The sequence below is a fragment of the Acinetobacter junii CIP 64.5 genome (assembly GCF_000368765.1).
GTDB classification, from domain to species: domain Bacteria; phylum Pseudomonadota; class Gammaproteobacteria; order Pseudomonadales; family Moraxellaceae; genus Acinetobacter; species Acinetobacter junii.
In genome coordinates this window covers 312,948-332,321 of sequence record NZ_KB849654.1, presented here as the reverse complement: position 1 = coordinate 332,321, position 19,374 = coordinate 312,948, and the positions used below count along the sequence as shown (strand labels likewise).

Annotated in this window: 18 protein-coding genes and 1 pseudogene; 11 read left to right on the top strand and 8 right to left on the bottom strand. The window is 37.8% G+C overall.

The window, feature by feature from the left end; translation table 11 throughout:
* Positions 1–205: transposase (locus F948_RS15895; protein ID WP_004959890.1), on the top strand; the 205-nt coding region annotated here is incomplete at its 5' end.
* On the opposite strand, the pseudogene F948_RS15890 reads toward F948_RS15895, so the two are convergent.
* Positions 164–798, bottom strand: a pseudogene (locus F948_RS15890) (LysE family translocator). The gene F948_RS15895 and the pseudogene F948_RS15890 sit on opposite strands and share 42 nt — an antisense overlap.
* Before the next feature lie 164 nt (positions 799–962).
* Between F948_RS15890 and xerA the strand changes: the two are divergent.
* The 5 genes from xerA to gyrA all read left to right on the top strand — a co-directional run bounded on the left by xerA (position 963) and on the right by gyrA (position 7,693).
* Entirely contained in the window at positions 963–1,850 is an 888-nt protein-coding gene (gene xerA / locus F948_RS03100; protein ID WP_169040478.1) for a site-specific tyrosine recombinase/integron integrase, read from the top strand.
* A gap of 438 nt (positions 1,851–2,288) precedes the next feature.
* Positions 2,289–3,038: an electron transfer flavoprotein subunit beta/FixA family protein gene (locus F948_RS03095; RefSeq protein ID WP_004959878.1), complete on the top strand. Its 750-nt coding sequence runs from the start codon at positions 2,289–2,291 to the stop codon at positions 3,036–3,038.
* Positions 3,039–3,055: 17 nt separating this feature from the next.
* Positions 3,056–3,988 (top strand): electron transfer flavoprotein subunit alpha/FixB family protein, encoded by a 933-nt coding sequence (locus F948_RS03090; RefSeq protein WP_004959875.1) that lies wholly within the window; start codon positions 3,056–3,058, stop codon positions 3,986–3,988.
* Between the two features lie 114 nt (positions 3,989–4,102).
* A complete protein-coding gene (locus F948_RS03085; protein ID WP_004959871.1) occupies positions 4,103–4,618 on the top strand; it encodes a DinB family protein in 516 nt (171 codons plus the stop codon).
* A 342-nt stretch (positions 4,619–4,960) separates the two neighbouring features.
* Positions 4,961–7,693 carry a DNA gyrase subunit A gene (gene gyrA, locus F948_RS03080; RefSeq protein ID WP_004959868.1) on the top strand — a complete coding sequence of 911 codons (2,733 nt, stop codon included), beginning with the start codon at positions 4,961–4,963 and terminating at the stop codon, positions 7,691–7,693.
* A gap of 24 nt (positions 7,694–7,717) precedes the next feature.
* Here gyrA and F948_RS03075 read toward each other — a convergent pair whose 3' ends face one another.
* The 4 genes from F948_RS03075 to F948_RS03060 are packed head-to-tail and all read right to left on the bottom strand — an operon-like array spanning position 7,718 to position 12,579.
* Entirely contained in the window at positions 7,718–8,830 is a 1,113-nt protein-coding gene (locus F948_RS03075) for an ABC transporter permease (protein ID WP_004959865.1), read from the bottom strand.
* A complete protein-coding gene (locus tag F948_RS03070; RefSeq protein WP_004959863.1) occupies positions 8,827–9,957 on the bottom strand; it encodes an ABC transporter permease in 1,131 nt (376 codons plus the stop codon). The genes F948_RS03075 and F948_RS03070 overlap by 4 nt, the downstream gene beginning before the upstream one ends.
* A 3-nt stretch (positions 9,958–9,960) precedes the next feature.
* On the bottom strand, positions 9,961–11,070 hold the full coding sequence (locus F948_RS03065) for an HlyD family secretion protein (RefSeq protein WP_004959862.1): 1,110 nt from the start codon (positions 11,068–11,070) through the stop codon (positions 9,961–9,963).
* Between the two features lie 12 nt (positions 11,071–11,082).
* Positions 11,083–12,579, bottom strand: a complete 1,497-nt coding sequence (locus F948_RS03060; protein ID WP_026057426.1) for a TolC family protein — start codon at positions 12,577–12,579, stop codon at positions 11,083–11,085.
* 345 nt (positions 12,580–12,924) lie between these two features.
* Here F948_RS03060 and serC point away from each other — a divergent pair, with 345 nt between their 5' ends.
* Positions 12,925–14,004, top strand: coding sequence for a 3-phosphoserine/phosphohydroxythreonine transaminase (gene serC, locus F948_RS03055; RefSeq protein WP_004959857.1), 1,080 nt, complete (start codon positions 12,925–12,927; stop codon positions 14,002–14,004).
* 58 nt (positions 14,005–14,062) lie between these two features.
* Here the strand turns inward: serC and F948_RS16475 are convergent, their stop codons facing one another.
* On the bottom strand, positions 14,063–14,206 hold the full coding sequence (locus F948_RS16475; RefSeq protein ID WP_004913649.1) for a hypothetical protein: 144 nt from the start codon (positions 14,204–14,206) through the stop codon (positions 14,063–14,065).
* A gap of 37 nt (positions 14,207–14,243) precedes the next feature.
* Complete coding sequence (locus F948_RS03050; RefSeq protein ID WP_004952931.1) at positions 14,244–15,182, bottom strand: hypothetical protein; 939 nt, start codon at positions 15,180–15,182, stop codon at positions 14,244–14,246.
* A gap of 227 nt (positions 15,183–15,409) precedes the next feature.
* Between F948_RS03050 and F948_RS03045 the strand changes: the two genes are divergently transcribed.
* On the top strand, positions 15,410–15,880 hold the full coding sequence (locus tag F948_RS03045) for a YaiI/YqxD family protein (RefSeq protein ID WP_004913645.1): 471 nt from the start codon (positions 15,410–15,412) through the stop codon (positions 15,878–15,880).
* A 7-nt stretch (positions 15,881–15,887) separates the two neighbouring features.
* Positions 15,888–16,775, top strand: a complete 888-nt coding sequence (locus F948_RS03040; protein ID WP_004959852.1) for a DMT family transporter — start codon at positions 15,888–15,890, stop codon at positions 16,773–16,775.
* A 9-nt stretch (positions 16,776–16,784) separates the two neighbouring features.
* On the opposite strand, the gene F948_RS03035 is transcribed toward F948_RS03040, so the two are convergent.
* Complete coding sequence (locus tag F948_RS03035) at positions 16,785–17,357, bottom strand: PilZ domain-containing protein (protein WP_004913640.1); 573 nt, start codon at positions 17,355–17,357, stop codon at positions 16,785–16,787.
* A 25-nt stretch (positions 17,358–17,382) separates the two neighbouring features.
* Here F948_RS03035 and F948_RS03030 point away from each other — a divergent pair, with 25 nt between their 5' ends.
* Both F948_RS03030 and lolD read left to right on the top strand, forming a co-directional pair.
* Complete coding sequence (locus tag F948_RS03030) at positions 17,383–18,618, top strand: lipoprotein-releasing ABC transporter permease subunit (RefSeq protein WP_004959849.1); 1,236 nt, start codon at positions 17,383–17,385, stop codon at positions 18,616–18,618.
* Entirely contained in the window at positions 18,611–19,297 is a 687-nt protein-coding gene (gene lolD / locus F948_RS03025; protein WP_004959844.1) for a lipoprotein-releasing ABC transporter ATP-binding protein LolD, read from the top strand. Before F948_RS03030 ends, lolD begins: the two co-directional genes overlap by 8 nt.
* Positions 19,298–19,374: the final 77 nt, after the last annotated feature.

The following is a 19,374-nucleotide window of genomic DNA, read 5'->3' as shown; positions in this document are numbered from 1 at the left end:
GGCAAGTAAAAAGAAGCCGTTAACTTTATTACAGAAGCAAATAAATCGGGAAATTAGTAAACGTCGTATTCGAATTGAACACGTCAATGGAAAATTAAAGACCTTTAGAATTCTAGCTACACGTTATCGAAATAGGCGTAAACGCATGGGTTTACGTCTGAATTTAATTGCTGCAATTTACAACATGGAGTTGGTTAAAAAATGATTTTTGCAAGAGGTCTAGTATAAAAATACTGCCAGTAATACGATCCATATACTTAATAAACTTTGGTCGTTTTAAGTAAGCAGAGATTGATTGCATCGCAGAGATTAAAATGATAGACCAAATAATCCCAATCACAACATGGATCATGACTAAGCCCATCGTCCAAATCACAGAAGAAGCAGTGTGTGGAATAAATTGAGGAAGAAAGGATAGGTAAAAGACACCTACTTTAGGATTGAGTAAGTTTCCCAAAAAACCTTTAACAAACCAATTTTGAGTATTCGTCGTATCATTTATATCTGCAAGTTGAGTTCGTGGTTTCAATAGTAAATTTAAACCAAGCCAAGCTAAGTAAGCTGCACCCATCCATTCAGCATGTTAAATGCCAAATCAGAAGTCATTAAAAGCGCACCTAATCCACAAGCAACAACTACACCCCAAACAATACAGCCTAGCGTGATACCCAAAGCTGCTTGAAAGGCTTTAGCTTTTCCTTCAATAGTCGCTGTGCGAATAATTAAAGTTGTATCCAATCCAGGTGTAATGGTGAGTAAAGTGATTGCAATCAGGTAAGGGATCAGAAGAGTAAGCATTATATAAAGCCACCGCTCGAAACTTGAAATTTATTGTATTACATCAATTGTTCATCTTCGATGCTTGTATAATCTTTAATGAATAAAAATTTGTTAAACTACGCTATAAATAGCACATGCAAACAAGAGAAAATAGCTTGGAAGCTCCTGAAAAACTGCTATCGATGTGGTTAAAAGAACGAATTATTCAAAATCAGTCAGAACATACGATTGAAGCTTATCAACGTGATCTTACTGATTTTTTTAACTTTTGTGACAGCAAGAGTTTAGCTTTATACGATATTGAAGCATCTGACTTACGCGAATATTTGGCAAATCGTGTTGAAAAAGATCAGTTAAGTTCAAGCAGTTTGCAGCGTCATTTGACCTCAATACGCCAGTTTATGAAGTGGGCTGAGCAAGGACAATATTTACAACAAAATCCATCAGAAGATTTTAAGTTAAAAAGACAGCCTAGACCCTTACCAGGTATGGTCGATATTGAAACTGTACATCAAATTTTAGACCAAGCTCCACCAAATAAACCAATTGAACAGCAGTTGTGGTTTCGTGACAAAGCGATACTGGAATTACTTTACTCCAGTGGACTGCGGCTCGCTGAATTACAAGGTTTGATGATTAAAGATATCGACTTCAATCGTCAATTGTTAAGAATTACAGGTAAAGGCAATAAGACTCGAATCGTTCCGTTTGGTCAGAAAGCGAAAGATAGTCTAATTGAATGGCTGAAAATTTATCGAATCTGGCAAGGTGAATTTAACTTAGATAGTGCTGTTTTTATCTCACAACGTGGTAATCGACTTACCCCTCGACAAATTGAGAATCGGGTCAAGCTACAAGCACAAAGAGCTGGAGTGAATGTTGATTTACACCCTCATTTGTTGAGACATTGTTTTGCTAGTCATATGTTATCTGCAAGTGGTGATCTAAGGTCAGTGCAAGAAATGTTAGGACATAGCAATTTGTCTACTACACAAATTTATACACATGTTGATTTTGATCAATTGGCAAGAGTTTATGATCAAACCCATCCACGGGCTCAAAAAGACTAAATTTGGTTATATTATGTTGCAAAGTTGGGTGATTAATAAGCGACTATTAAAATGTGATGAGAGTGAATTATGTCGGTTTTGGGTTCTTACTTTATTGCCAATATTTTTTGAAGCCTAAAAGGGGATTTGATTTGCCCGAAATGATCCGTTACAGATCCATCAAATTTAAAAAATAGTCGATATTTAGGTTGTTGAATTATATTAAAATATTAAAAAAATCAAAGCCTAATGAATATCCTATTAAATGCACAGCAATTCAATTACATCAACAACTACAAATAAGTGAACTGAGCATTTCATCTTTTTTATACCCCGAGCAGAAATTGTGACTTGACCGAAATGCCAAATACATTGCAAGATAGGGCACCTAAAAAGTTTCAAACGAAGAGTTAGAATACTCTTCACTACATTTACTTGCTTAGAACAGCCGAGGATTACATGAAGGCTCTTGTCGCTGTAAAACGTGTGGTTGATGCCAACGTTAAAGTTCGTGTTAAGCCGGACAATAGTGGGGTTGACCTTACTAACGTTAAAATGTCAATCAACCCATTCTGTGAAATCGCAGTGGAAGAAGCGGTTCGCTTAAAAGAAAAAGGAACAGTTTCTGAAATCGTTGTTGTTTCAGTGGGTCCTAAAGATGCTCAAGAACAAATCCGTTCTGCAATGGCTTTAGGTGCTGACCGTGGTATTTTAGTTGAAACTGCTGATGAAATTGGTGCTCTAGAAGTTGCTAAAATCCTCAAAGGCGTTGTTGATGCTGAGAAACCAGAACTTATTCTTCTTGGTAAACAAGCAATTGATGACGACTCTAACCAAGTAGGTCAAATGCTTGGCGCTTTACTTGGTGCTGGTCAAGGTACTTTCGCATCTGAAGTTAAAGTTGACGGCGGTAAAGTTCAAGTTACTCGTGAAATCGACGGTGGTTTACAAACTGTTGAGCTTGCACTTCCTGCAATCATCACAACTGACTTACGTTTGAATGAGCCACGTTATGCTGCTCTTCCAAACATTATGAAAGCGCGTAAAAAACCGCTTGATATTAAGTCTCCTGCTGATTATGGCGTTGCAACTGGTACTAAACTTAAAACAATTAAAGTTGAAGCACCTGCTGAACGTAAAGCTGGCGTACAAGTGAAGTCTGTAGACGAGCTTGTAGAAAAATTGAAAAACGAAGCGAAAGTGATCTAATACAGAAGGATACAATCATGAGTATTTTAGTTATCGCTGATCACAACAACCAGACACTTAACGGTGCAACTTTAAACGTTGTTGCGGCAGCTCAAAAAATCGGTGGTGATATTACTGTATTAGTTGCTGGTTCTGGCGCTCAAGCAGTTGCTGATGCTGCTGCTAAAATTGCTGGTGTGAGCAAAGTATTACTTGCTGACAATGCTGCTTATGCAAACCAATTGGCTGAAAACGTAGCTGCTTTAGTTGCGGATTTAGCGAAAGGTTACAAATACGTATTAGCTGCTTCTACAACAACTGGTAAGAACATTCTTCCACGTGTTGCTGCACTTCTTGACGTAAGCATGATTTCAGACATCATTGCTGTTGAATCTGCAAATACTTTCAAGCGTCCTATCTATGCTGGTAACGCGATTGCAACTGTTCAATCAGATGAAGCGATTATCGTAGGTACAGTTCGTGGTACAGCATTTGATCCTGTAGCTGCTGAAGGCGGTTCTGCTGTAGTCGAAGCTGTTGCTGAGGTGAAAGATGCTGGTATTTCTAAGTTTGTAAGCGAAGAAATCGTGAAACTTGATCGCCCAGAATTAACTGCTGCGCGTATCGTTGTTTCTGGTGGTCGTGGTGTAGGTTCTGGTGAGAACTACCATAAAGTACTTGACCCATTAGCTGACAAGCTTGGTGCTGCACAAGGTGCATCACGTGCAGCAGTTGATGCTGGTTTCGTACCTAACGACTTCCAAGTTGGTCAAACTGGTAAAATCGTTGCGCCTGACCTATACATGGCGATCGGTATCTCTGGTGCGATTCAGCACTTAGCTGGTATGAAAGATTCTAAAGTTATTGTTGCTATCAACAAAGACGAAGAAGCACCAATCAACAGCGTTGCTGACTACTGGTTAGTTGGTGATTTGAACACTGTTGTACCAGAATTGGTATCTAAACTTTAATTCACTGAATTAAAGTTTAAAGCGCTCTTGCGCAGGCGGTTAAAGCGATGCTTTACTGCTCTGCTCAGGAGCGCTTTTTTATGTTAAAAATAATAATAAAAATGGATCTAATTAATGAGTTATAGTTTTAAAAAATATTTTTTGATGTTGGCAAATTATAACGCTTGGGCGAATCAAAAATTATTCTCTGTTTTAAAAGACTTAAATGAAGACGAAATCAATCAAAATTGTGGGGCTTATTTCGAGTCATTGTTTCGCACAGCAAATCATATATTGGTCGCTGATATTTTATGGTTCGAGCGTATACATGGGGCAGTGCAGTCTCAGTATGCTTTAGATGAGATCGTTCATGCAGACTTAGATTCGCTCACTAATGCGAGATTCCTTAAAGATCAAAGCATGATTGCATTCGTGCAGCAGCTTAATGATGAAGCATTTCATGGTACTATTTCTTACACACGACACGGGCAGCGCCATACTGAGCCTCTTATTGAAGTGCTTGCGCATGTCTTTAATCATCAGACCCATCACCGTGGTCAGCTGCATAGCATGATTTTTCAAATCACAGGCGTTTCATTAGCATTGGATTTAATATATTTCCAAAGAGAGCAAGCAGATTTATATCGCTAATTACATAAAAATGATCATAAATTTTAATTCGTAATCGACGTGAAGTAATGATTTTAAGATTAAAATTTTATGATGTTTTTGCGTGTATTTTAGCCACCATGTTAAAAAAAGATTGTTGAAAGTGCACAATCAAAAAATATTTTTTAACTTACTAATTCTAATCAATTTTTTATTGTAAAAAAATGCTATTTTCAATGGGTTTAACTCCCTGTTAGTTGGTTGTTTATGCTATAATTTTTCGCTGTATTTTTTATTTTTAGTTCAATCTTTTTGAGCTAAATTTTTGCAAGATTGAAGACATAAAAACAGGTAGATGTTTCTATCTGTAAACAAGGAGTATGCATGAGCGTATCGGAAATCAGACCGATTGCCATTGAGGACGAACTCAAGCATTCATATTTAGATTATGCAATGAGCGTAATCGTATCTCGTGCATTGCCAGATGTGAGAGACGGTCTCAAACCTGTTCATCGTCGCGTATTATTCGCAATGCACGAATTGGGCAATGATTATAACAAAGCGTATAAAAAATCTGCTCGTGTGGTGGGTGATGTAATCGGTAAATATCACCCTCATGGTGATAGTGCAGTCTATGAAACGATTGTTCGTATGGCTCAAGATTTTAGCTTGCGTTATATGTTGGTCGATGGTCAAGGTAACTTTGGTTCTGTCGATGGCGATAGTGCGGCGGCAATGCGTTATACCGAAGTCCGCATGCAAAAGCTTACCCATGAAATTTTGGCCGACTTAGAAAAAGACACGGTTGATTGGGAAGATAACTACGACGGTTCTGAGCGTATTCCGCAAGTGATGCCAACTCGTATTCCTAATCTTTTGATCAATGGTACAACAGGTATTGCAGTAGGTATGGCGACCAATATGGCGCCGCATAATATGACTGAGGTCGTCAATGCTTGTTTAGCCTATGCCAATAATCCGAATATTTCTATTGAAGGATTGATGGAGCATATTACTGGTCCTGACTTCCCAACTGGCGGTATTATTTACGGTAAATCAGGTATTGTTGATGCTTATCGTACGGGTAAAGGTCGTCTTCATATCCGTGGTAAGTATCATTTCGAAGAAGATCAGAAAACGGGTCGTACGACTATCGTCTTTACTGAAATTCCATATCAGGTCAATAAAGCAAAAACGATTGAGCGTATAGCTGAACTGGTTAAAGAAAAGAAACTTGAAGGAATTTCTGAACTTCGAGATGAGTCAGATAAGGAAGGGATGCGTATTGCAATTGATTTGAAGCGTGGCGAAAACGCGGAAGTCATTGTAAATAATTTATTCTTACACACCCAACTGCAAAACTCTTTCAGCATCAATATGGTCTGCCTAGATAATGGTCAGCCAAAATTGATGAATCTTAAAGATATTATTGCGGCATTTATCCGTCATCGCCAAGAAGTTGTGACACGCCGAACCATGTATGAGCTTCGCAAAGCACGTGAGCGTGGGCATATCTTAGAAGGTTTGACTGTTGCATTAGCGAATATTGATGCCATTATTGAAACCATTAAGACTTCTGCCAATCCTAGTGAAGCACGTGAGCGTTTACAGGCTGGTGAATGGGCTGGTGGTGGTGTTGTCGCACTTCTAGAAAAAGCTGGCGCTATTTCAGTTCGCCCAGATGAAATTGAAGGGGAAGATCCTGCACGTCCATTTGGTCTGTCAGGAGATATTTATCGTTTATCACCAACACAGGTGAATGCGATTCTTGAATTACGTTTACATCGTTTGACGGGTCTTGAACAAGATAAGTTGCACGCTGAATATACTGAGATTTTAGGTCAAATTGCTGAATTAACGGCGATTTTAAATGACTTTGATTTATTGATGAACGTAATTCGTGAAGAGCTTGCTTTAATCCTGCAACAGTATGGTGATGCACGTCGTACAGAAATCGTTGAATCTGGTGTTGATTTCTGTCGTGAAGACTTAATCCCTGAAGAACAAGTGGTACTCACTGTTTCTCAAACAGGTTATGCAAAAACTCAACCACTTTCGGATTATCAAGCTCAACGTCGTGGTGGTCGTGGTAAATCAGCAACCTCAATGAAAGATGATGACATTATTCAGCATTTGATTGTTGCATCTAACCACGCGACAGTATTGTGCTTTACAAATGTTGGTAAAGTTTATCGCTTGAGAGTGTTTGAGGTACCTCAAGCCTCTCGTGGTGCTAAAGGACGCCCGATGGTGAACTTGTTACCATTGGAAGCGAATGAAACGATTACCGCGATCTTACCGTTGACGGAGTTCCCTGAAAATCACTATGTGTTTATGGCTACGGCATCAGGTACGGTTAAACGTGTTGAGTTAGAACAGTTTAGTAATGTTCGCTCTAATGGCTTACGTGCTATTGAGTTAAACGAAGAAGATACCTTGATCGGTGTTGCGATTACGGATGGTAATCAGCAGATCATGTTGTTCTCAAATGAAGGTAAAGCGATTCGCTTTGCTGAGACAGATGTTCGTGCAATGGGACGTACTGCGAAAGGTGTACGTGGTATGCGTGTTAGTTTTGCAAGTAACACGATCGACGTAGAAGATGCTGAAGTTGAAAATGATGACAGCGATGATAATGACGATTCTTCTGATTCTAATGTTGTAAGCCGTATTGTTTCACTTGTTGTTGTTCCTGAAACGGGTGAGGTGTTATGTGCTTGTGCAAATGGATATGGTAAGCGTACTCCAGTGGATGACTTCCCGACCAAGAAACGTGGTGGTAAGGGTGTTATTGCGATTAAAACGAGTGAGCGTAATGGTGAATTAATCAGTGCTGTATCGATTGATGAAACCAAAGAGCTGATGTTGATTTCTGATGGTGGTACTTTGGTTCGTACACGTGCAGCAGAAGTGGCAACCACAGGTCGTAACGCACAAGGTGTTCGTCTGATTCGATTGAGTGACGCTGAAACATTAGTTGGTGTTGTATCCATTGAAGCTGTAGAAGAAGACGAAGAGTTAGAGACTATAGAGCAATCAGTAGAAAATACTGAGCTTGATGCAGTAAATTCTGAGGAAGCTTTAGTAGAACCTAAAGATGATACTCCAGAAGCTTAAGTGATAAGTTGTTAAAAAAGGAAGCTAATTAGCTTCCTTTTTTATTGGCTTTAGCATGACTAAACGATAATAAGAGCAAGCCAACAAGATTCCACCAAGAGTTGCTAGATAAATCAGTTTAGGTATCACGATTGCTGTAGGTACACCCATCTGATTTAATTGCACAAACATTTGAACACCATGTGTAGATGGAAGAATCCAAGCTAAATATTGCATCCATTCAGGCATTGCGGCATGTGGCCAAGCAGTACCTGTTAATAAGAAAAGAGGGACTGAGGTGACAACAATTAAATGTCCTACGCGTTCAGGCATATCTACTAAAGATCCAACCAGCATCGCTAAACCGATAATACAACTTACATAAACTGGCGTTGCAAGTAGCATTCCCCAGAAATTTCCACCATGAGGATAGTCATAAAGCCAAAATGTAAAACCGAAGAGATATAAACAACCAAGACAACCTATTGTGAGAATTGCTGTAGAAGTTGCCCAAAATTCGATTGGTTTTGCAATCCAACCTGATTCACGATAGCTCGCAATCAACATAGCGAGACCTAATAACAGTGTCTGATGAATAATTAAACTGGCAACAGCGGGAAAAATATAACTTCCATATCCAGATAATGTATTAAAGAGCGGAATTTGATGAATAGAAAGTTCTGGTTTAAAAGGAGTTGCATCACCGAATTTTTCCAAAAATTCTTGCAAGGTTGCTTCAATAGAACCTGCTAAACCTATGCCGACTTCTTTCGTTTGAATGAAATAAGCTGTACTTAAATATAGACCTATGCCTCCCATTTCACCACGTGTGATGCTATTGGTCAGATTGTCGGGTAAAAGTAAAATACCTTCTGCTTGCTGATTTTGAACTAATTTTTTTGCCTCTAAGAAATTATCAGTTACTGTCATGATTTTCACATGAGGACTATTTGAAACTTGGCTAATGATTTTCGAACTTAAAACACTTTGCTCTTCATCTACGACAACAATCGGAATATCTTCCGCTGTTTGTGCTTTATAAGCAGTTGGATAGAAAAAACTATATAAAATGACAGCAGCAATGAGCGTGGTGAAAATTGAGGTATTTGCTGCAATATTTTTAAAGGTTTGCAGATAATAATTTAAAAATTTTTTCATACGCATTGCTCCTGAGTCAATTTTCGAAGTAAGCGAATACTCACAAAGAAGAACAATGCTGAGAAAGCAATTAAGATAGAAAGTGGAATAAGTGAAACTATTGGATCGCTGCCAATCACCCATTGTTCAGTTTGTAACTTTGCATAAGGTGTATAGGGAATCAGCATTGACCAAATTTGAGTAAATACAGGTGCATTATTTAGGGGGAGGGTGATTCCTGAAAAACTAGGAGAAGAACCACCATACAGAGCTAAAAAGCCAAAGGTTTTTGCCAGATCTTGCGTCGCCAATACTACAGAACTACTAATGACGGCATAGGCGAAGTACAAGAAAAATTGAGCGGTAAGGATTAAACAGATGGAACCTGCTATGAAATAACCTCGGATATTCGATAGCCAAAACATCCAACACCAAGTCCAAAAGCAAAAAATCAGTACATAAACTAATAATTTACCGAGTAAAGTGTGGATTGAATTTCCACCAGTAACCCACTGATTGAATGTATTACGTTTAAATTCCTGTCCAACTGCAAAAGCAACACAACAGCATAATAATAAATGTAAAACTGCTGGCACCATAAATGGCTCCAAGAACAGTTCATAACTCATATTAGGATTATATAAAGTGGATATTTTTATGTGAGGTGTAGGCATTTCTATATAGGGGATGGTATTTGACAAATAATCATCTCCCATATATTTAGCAATTCCATTTAAGGTGCTGATCAACATCGCTGATGAGATTGTATTTCCAATGCTAAAGAAAGATTGATTATAAGCAATACTAATTTGTGCATCTTGTGCACTAACTAAGCGCTGCTCAGCACCTTCAGGAATAAATACAAAACCCCAAGCATCTGTTTGATTGATTAATTGTTCTGCTTCATCTTGACTAGTTGTAATCGTTTTAATTTTTATAGTGTGATTCACTCTCAAAGCATGAATAACTTTTCGGCTCATCTCGCTTTGATCTTGATCAATCACAACGATGGGTAAGTGATCAGGTTTACCAGCTGAAAACATGCTGCCAAAAAGTATAATGACCAATAATGGCGCGATGATTGCCATAAATAAATCAGCTTTATAGCGCTTTAAATAGCGTATTTCACGAAGCATTATGGCAAGCATGTGTTACTTTGCCTCTTCGATATTAAATAAAACGCTCATCCCAACTTTGAGATCGGGAATTTTTTCTGTAGGGCTTAGATGGAATTTAAAGCTTCGAATATCGTATCCACCTGTTTGTCGCGTAGTTTTTATCGTTGCAAACTCACCCTCAGCATCGATTTTCTTTACTTTAAATGTCACACTTTGATTCAATGCAGGAATGAAGCCTTCTAAGGTTTTTGATTTATAGATTGAGTTGTAGATATCTTCTCTTACATTGAGACTGACCCATAATTCCTGATCTTCAAGGATGCTGACTACAGGTACACCAGTAGCAACAAATTCAGTTGGTTTACCATATGTTTTGGACACAGTGCCATCAATTGGCGCATAAAGTTTTGTTTCAGCAGTTAATGCATTTGCTTCATTCACCGCGGCTTGAGCAATAGCAACTTGAGCATCTGCGGTTGATTTTTGTTGTTCTGTACTGCCGCGTTTGGCGCGTGCATATTGTTGGTAAGCTGCTTCAGCGGCTTCTTTTGCAGAGGTTTGAGCTGCAAGCATTTCATCTCGTCGTTGACGAGAAATAACACCTTGTTGATAAAGGTTTTCACCTCGTTTGTAAGTCGTTGCAGCTAGGTCAGCTTGGGTCTTCATTGCTTGCCAGTTAGCGTATAGCGTATCAATGTTTTCTTGTTGAGAACCTCTATAAATTGTTGATTGAAAAGCGAGTGCGCTTTGTAATGCTGCTTGAGCTTGTTCTTTTTTTGCATCAAGTTCAGGGCTTACGAAACGAACAAGAGCTTGTCCTTTTTTTACTGTTTGACCATCAGTGACATAGAATTCTTCAATACGACTAGGAACTTTGGTACTGATATGAACAGTTTCAGCTTCTACTCGCCCTTGTAACTCGATTGATTTTGGTTGATAAGCTTTCCATAAGCCAAAAGCAATCAAACTCAAGAGTAATAAGATAATAATGACGATCAGGATTTTTATTTTTGCGTTATTTGAAGGTGGTGATGGTGTACCTGAATCAGTTTTAGATTGATCAACTTGACTGTCTGTTGAGTTTTCGACAATCTCGTTATTCGAATTATCTTCTACATTGGGTGATGAAATATTTTGATTCATGATGTACTCCAATTAACGAATATAATCCGTACGAGGTTGGTTCACATAAAGCTTGAATTCTTCGATTGAACCGTAGCTTTGTAATAATGTTGCTAAAGATAATATGTATTTATAAGCATTTATCGCCATTTCACCTTTTAAAGCATTCAGCGCATTTTGTGCATCGATCACTTGTGTTGCTGTTCCCATACCTTCTTTAAAAGATAATTGTTGAATACGTAAGTTTTCTTCGGCTGCACGAGTATTTTTGATTAAGAGTTGATGACTTGTTTGAGCTGCATTCAACTCACTATATGATTTATATAAAATATTTTCGATTTCTTGTTTTGTACGTTCAGTCATCATTTCTGCTGCATACCGTTTCAATTCAGCAGCATGAATATTTTTATTTTTATCAATACCAGAGAATAAATTGTATTTCGCCATCACGCCGATAATCCAATTTTCTTTATCATCTAACCCGTATTCACCAAACGCAAATACACTTGGTTTTTTGGCTGCTTGCTGGATACGGATATTTTCATTTGCCAATTGGGTATCCATCTGTAATTTTTTTACTAAACTTGAGTTTTGATCATAATTGCTAAGAAAAGTTTCTAAATCATTTTTTTGAGTGGTATTTACAAATAATGGTGTACTTAAGCTAAGACGATCACTGGTTTTGAGTAAATTTTTTAAACTAAACAAGCTTGCTTGTAGGTTAGATTGTGCGTTTTGATAAGCCCGATCAGCATTATTTAAGGCAACCTCAAACTGCATACGTTGTCCTTTATTAATAAACCCTTGTTTTTCAAGTTTTAGGGCATTGTTATAATGCTGTTGCATCGCATTAAAATTAAATAGGGTGGTATTGGCTAACTGCTGTTGTAGTTGGGCATTAAAATAAGCTTGGATCATTTCAAAACGCTGAGCATCTTGCTGTTGTTTCTCGCTAATTGTTGAGCGTTGAGCCTGCAAAGTCGCTATTTGCTTGGCACTTGAGATTTTCCCTCCTGTATATAATGGCATAACCATAGAAACTGAAGTTCTTACATCCTGATCTTTGACGGTTACATCAACATTATTGGGTACTTTATTTAGACCATCACTAACAACTTGATCAAAACCTTGGCTTATTTGATCAATGACTTCTGGTGATAATACGTTTTCCCATTGAGAAAGCTTATCATCAAATCCACGTGTAAGTGAGTTTTCTAAACGACGTTTGCCTGACTCTAATGGGACGCTAGTTTCACTATGAAATGAATATGCAGTTGCATTGAGATCAATACGGGGGAGCCCAAGATTTTTTATGGCATCCATTTCTAGTTGAGCTGATTGTTTTAAGGCTCTTTGTGCTTGTGTGCTATATGCATTCTCAACGATATATTGCTCAGCTTCACTATAGCTAATAGTTTGAGCAAATATTGAACTTGTAAAAAAGCTGCATGTGATTATATGGATACACATACTTAGTTTTTTTTGAAACCGTTTGACCCTTAAATTTGGTCGATTATTTTGTTTCAACATTTGAGCTTGTCGCAATTTAATCATACTCGCGTTAGTCTAAGTTCTTTTTGTAATATTAAAATATTATGTTTTTAATTAAATAGTTATACAACCTGAATTGGTGTAGTTAAATTGTAAAAATTAGAGTTTTTAATCTAGTCTGGATTCAATGAAATAATCATATTCACTTGAATAAAACATAATAATGAATCACTGAAATTGAATGTATTTAAAAAAAGAAATAGTTGAATGAACGAAAAATTTTGCAGATAAAATTAAATATTTAAGCGATAAGCTGCTGCAAGCTTCGCCAATCTATGATTAAATTCCCATCTCAATTTGTTTCACTTTCACAAGGGAAAACTCATGCGTGCTTATAATTTCTGCGCTGGTCCTGCTGCACTACCTACTGCCGTTTTAGAAAAAGCTCAACAGGAAATGTTGGATTGGCAGGGGAAAGGCTTGTCGATCATGGAAATGAGTCATCGTAGTAACGACTATGTTGCTGTTGCAGAAAAGGCAGAAGCTGACTTACGTAAGCTCATGAACATTCCTGAAAATTATAAAGTACTTTTTCTTCAAGGTGGGGCATCCCTTCAATTCTCAGCGATTCCATTAAATTTGTTGGGTAAAAATAATAAAGCTGATTATATCCATACAGGGATTTGGTCTGAAAAAGCGTTGAAAGAAGCAAAACGTTACGGTGACATTAATGTGATCGAAGCGGGTACTTTGATTGATGGTAAGCATGCAATTACAGACCAAGCAACTTGGAACTTATCTGCTGATGCTGCATATGTACATTATGCAGATAATGAAACGATTGGTGGTTTACAGTTTGCAGGTGTTCCAAATGTTGAAAAGCCATTGGTATGTGACTTCTCATCAAGTATTTTGTCTGCTCCGCTAGATGTAAGTAAATTTGGTTTAATTTATGCGGGTGCTCAGAAGAATATTGGCCCTGCAGGATTAACGATAGTCATTATTCGTGATGATTTGTTGGATCAAGTAAAACCTGAAATTCCAAGCATTTTGAAATATAACGATCAAGCTAAAAATGGCTCAATGGTTAACACTCCAGCCACTTATGCTTGGTATTTATCTGGTTTAGTTTTTGAATGGTTACTTGAACAAGGTGGCGTGGATGCGATCTACAAAGTCAACCAAGAGAAAGCAAAACTGCTTTATGGTTATATTGATTCGAGTGATTTCTATAACAACCCGATTGCACTTCCAAATCGTTCAATGATGAATGTTCCATTTACGCTTGCTGATGAAGCTTTGGAAAAGACATTCTTAAAAGAAGCGGAGCAGCAACATTTGCTTAACCTTGCAGGACATCGTTCAGTAGGCGGTATGCGTGCAAGTATTTACAATGCTGTGCCACTTGAAGGTGTACAGGCATTAGTTAACTTTATGGATGATTTTGCAAAACGCCATGGTTAATCGCTGACAAATAAAAAAAGCCCTCTAAAATGAGGGCTTTTTTACAAGAATGAAATTTTTAGAAAATGCCAATTTGATGAAAAATAAGTGCTGCTAAAAACATACCAAGTAGAAAAAAGCAAAAAGCACCAACATCAAGTTTAAGGCCTTGGTCACTTGAATGAATAAGACTGGTGGTCGTTTGTTCTGGTATAATTTTCATTAGAACGCCTAAAAATTGCTATTTATGTGATTTTATTTCACTTTATAGCAGTTTTAGCATAAATATTCGCCTGAATCCATAGGTTGCCGCGAATATATTGACCAATGTTAAAGTTTTTATACAAATCATTTTTGGTTGCAATACGGATTAATATTGCAGGTAATGTATCCTCTAAAACTAAAGTGACATCGTAAAGGGTATATTCGTCTTGCATAAATTGCATTGAAGTTTTACCAACGATATTACCTTGGAACCAAGCCTCATCTTCTTGCCCTAATGTTTCACCAAATAAATAAGCGACCATTTTAGAAAAGTCGACAGTTACAGGTTCTTGATCTTCAGGCGTTTTTGGTTCCCAAGCATTAATCAATTCTTGTAAGTTTTCAGGTGCAATTCCATTATGCTCAGCCAGAATAGCATTTAATGCACGATGGTGTTTAATTGAAGCAGGGTCATCCACAATGATTTTTTCATCTTCTGACACCGCTTCTAATTCATATGCCCAAGCATTAAATTGGACTTGATAAGTTTCATCTTTGTCATATTTACAGCGATTAACACTAAATAAATTATCAAATGCATAAATAGTCGTACTTTTATTTAAATTCAGTCTTAATACCGCTTGAGTTGCAGATTTACAGGTAATAATTCGTTCAATCTGTGCATCGTATTTATACGGGCTTTGGAAACTTGGAAATGCAGTTTTTAAAGCACGTGGTTTTTGATCTTCAACAGCGATAATTTGATTAATTGCAATCGATTGATCACTTGGACCTTGAATCAACCAAAATGATTGATCCATTTCATGTTCTTCTGTGCACAATCCCATAGGCATAACAGGAGTATCTAACGCCAGACCTAACCATTTAGGTACGTCAGATGCAGGATTATCTGTTAATAAGTTCCAATGCTCAGCGTGATTACCGAAATTTTCATCTTGAATTGTAATGATTTCTGGACTGTTTTGAATTTTCATAAATCGTAATGCTGGAAAGATTGAACTTATACTATTAAATCGAGGGTAACATCGATTTTTCAAGTCTCGATATGTAAATCTATAAAATTAATTCATTTATGTGAAAAAATGGGTTTTAAACTTAGACAGCGAATCAATTGAGTCTTAATGATTGCTTTGCTCAATTTCCCTCTACTTTTCTAGCAATCTGCTACACTAGCATTTTATTTATATGAGCTTTCGCTTACGTGCTGCCATTCAAATTATGGGTAGATGCAGATGCTTTGCCTAAGATTTTAAGAGAAGTGATTCTTCGTGCTTCAGATCGTTATCAGTTGGAAGTAACTTTCGTTGCCAATCAAAATGTCGGTATTACACCTTCGGTACGAATCAAATCTATTCAGGTTATGAGTGGGGCAGATCGTGCTGATCAGGAAATTGTGGAACGTATGCAGCCAAACGACATTGTAATCACGCAAGATATTCCTTTGGCTGCACAGGTTATTGAGAAAGGTGGAATTGCAATCCATCCTCGTGGCGAAATCTATACTACTGCAAATGTAAAAGCCCGATTACATCTTCGAGATTTTATGGATACCTTGCGTGGTGCTGGTGTTCAAACAGGAGGACCTCCTCCAATTTCTGAAAGAGATAAGCGTGAGTTTTCAAGTTCTTTAGATCAAACCATTTTAAAGCAAAAACGTAAAACCGCTTCTTGAGTATGATATGCCCTCACGTAAAAATCTGATTCTAACTTATGGATTACTCGTTTTCATATGGGCGACGACCCCATTGGCGATTGTTTGGAGTGTATCTGATTTACATCCCATGTGGGCTTTAGTACTGCGTTTCTTTATTGCTTTGCCACTAGCCATCGTCGTCCTGTTGATTTTAAAAGTAAGATTTCCTGTAGATAAAGTTTCAATACTGAGTTACATCGCAGGCTCATTGAGCTTAATCGGATCTCAGATTTTTACGTATGCGGCTACGGCTTACTTGAGTTCAGGTTTAATTGCATTGATGTTTGGGTTAGCACCTATCATGGCTGGTTTGATTGGTCGTTTCGGATTTCAGCAGAAACTAGCATTGTTGCAATGGTTGGGTATGGCTGTTTCAATTATTGGCTTAGGTTTGATTTGTTTGAGTGATAATCAGAACCATGTCCAGCCATTGGGTATTGGACTCATGATTGTGAGTGTATTTGCATATTCACTCTCGATTTTCTTAGTCAAAAAGATAAATGCGAATATTCAAGCTATGGCACAAGCGACGGGATCAATTTTGGTTTCGACTTTGATTGCGATTCTTGTTGTGCCTTGGATTTGGCAATATGCTCCAACACAGATGCCTTCTGCAAAATCTTTACTGGCTTTATTCTACACGGTGATCATGGCATCACTGATTGCGATGTTTTGCTACTTTAAACTAGTACAAAATCTCAAACCGACCACTTTGTCTTTAACGACTGTGATGACGCCCTTATTAGCAATATTGATCGGTGCCTTTCTGAATGATGAGCAGCTATCAGTACAAGTTTTTGTTGGTGCAAGTATCGTGTTGTTTGGTTTGCTACTCTATTTTATCAAGGATTTGAGAGCTTACCGCCGAATGTAAAGATGAGTTTTAAGGGTTTTCAGACTGTTGAATGGTTTCGGCCAATTTAGCTCTATCTTGAGGATTCAAAGTAATAAAGTATGCACCTATACGGAATTTTCCTTGTTCATCTGGATTGCTATATACAACTTGCGCTGTAGCTGCGATGTGAAAAAAGTTCTCTGGGTGGCTAAGCGTGATGTGAATGTATGTACCTTCGTTAATATCTTGAGCGCTGAAAAAACTGAGTCCATTTTCAGAAAAATTTACTTGTTCTGGTACGGGTAGTAGGGATTGCACGATATTGTCGTAGAAAGATCCTGTAATCAAATTTAGTTTTTGATTAAATAGGGATAAGATACGAGCAATTTGTTGATCTTTTTCATTTAATTGTTCTAATTCGTAGCGAAACGCATGATCAAATTGATCTAATTCTGCAAGTAGTAGAAAATAGCGTGGCAAAACAAAGTGAGAATCATAGGGATCATTCAGTGCAACGTCATCAGGAATGATTTGATAGTTGATTCTCAACACGGCATCAATACGAGACATCACTCGACGTTCAGTGTTGTCGTCAACAAGATGATGTTGTGAATTTTCCATAATAAATCACCTCGGACTAGATGGTATGTTTAAGCCAATCTCGCTGTATATAGGGTTGAGATATACTCGTGCTCGGCGGAGTAATCACTTTATTTCTTTTATTGCCTTGGTTTCCATGATTGGTTTAACGCTTGGTGTCGCAGTGTTGATTACAGTACTTTCTGTAATGAATGGCTTTGACCGTGAGCTTAAAAACCGTGTCCTTGGAATGGTTCCCCAAGCTACTGTTTCTTCTACTCAAATTCTAACAGATTGGCCTGAGCTTGTAAAAAAAGTTGAGGATCATCCGCATGTAACAGGTGTGGCTCCATTTACCCAATTACAGGGGATGTTGACTGCTCAAGGGCAAGTTGCAGGTATTATGGTGACAGGGATTGAACCTGAGTATGAAAAAAAGGTTTCAATCATTCAGAATCATATGGTTGCAGGCAACTTAGGTGCATTAAAAAAGGGTGAGTTTGGTATCGTCCTCGGTAAGGATATGACCGATGCATTAGGTTTAGGCTTAAATGATAGTGTCACTCTCGTTCTACCAGAAGCAACGCCATCACCAGCAGGTGTAGTACCACGTTTTAAACGTTTTAAAATCGTTGGTATTTTTAGTGTTGGCGCAGAAGTAGACTCAATGGTGGGATATATCGCCTTGAATGATGCCTCGACATTATTGCGTTTACCTGACGGTGCTCAAGGTGTTCGCTTAAAACTAGATGATATTTTTGCTGCTCCTAAGGTTGCAGATGAAATCGTTAGTCAGTTACCAAGTAATTTCTATGCATCGAATTGGACGTATACGCATGGAAACTTATTTAATGCCATTCAAATGGAAAAAACTTTAGTCGGTTTGCTTCTAGTACTGATTATCGTTGTAGCTGCATTTAATATTGTTTCTTCTTTGGTCATGGTTGTAACGGATAAAAAATCTGATATTGCAATTTTGCGTACATTAGGGGCTTCGCCGTCTATGATCACTAAAATTTTCATGGTGCAGGGGACTGTTATTGGTGTGATTGGTACGATTGCAGGTACGATTCTAGGTGTAACACTTGCACTTACGATCAGTGACATTATTTCATGGTTCAATACAGCACTTGGATTGAACTTATTTGATGCCTATTTCGTACATTACTTACCTTCTTATTTGAGATGGCAAGATGTTGTCGTGATTGTGACTGTATCTTTATTATTAAGTTTCTTGGCAACGATCTATCCTGCATTACGTGCTGCCAAAGTCCAACCTGCTGAGGCATTGCGTTATGAGTAAAATTGTCTTAGAAGCTAAAGATGTTTTTAAACATTTTGATGATGGTAAAACCAAAGTTGAAGTGATTAAAGGCTTGTCATTGCAGGTCAATGCAGGTGAGTTTGTTTCTATTGTTGGTTCAAGTGGTTCAGGTAAAAGTACTTTGTTGCATGTCTTGGGTGGGTTAGATCAACCTACACAAGGGCAAGTTTTTTTACAAGGGAAACGCTTTGACAATTTAGGTGAGGCTGAGCGTGGTTATAAGCGAAATCAGTATCTAGGTTTCGTTTATCAGTTCCATCATCTATTGCCTGAATTTTCTGCTTTAGAAAATGTCGCTATGCCTTTAATGTTGCGTGGTGAAAGCAATTATAAAGATGTGAAAAAACAAGCTGAATATCTTCTTGATCGTGTTGGATTGTCTCATCGAATGGAACATAAACCTGGTGAGTTATCCGGTGGTGAACGCCAACGTGTTGCTTTAGCGAGAGCATTGGTCACTAAGCCTGCGGTAGTTTTAGCCGATGAGCCAACAGGTAATTTGGATCGGAAAACTGCATTGAGTATCTTTGAATTACTGACTGATCTAAAAAAAGAACTCAATATGGCAATGCTTATAGTGACACATGATGAACAATTAGCAAAATCGGCAGATTCAATTTTGCATATGCAAGATGGTTTATGGATTGATCAGGTTTAAATATTTTCTATGATCACTTGTTAAAGCCCTGAAAAAGGGCTTTAATTTTGCCCTCAGAAAAATCAAAAACTTAAATT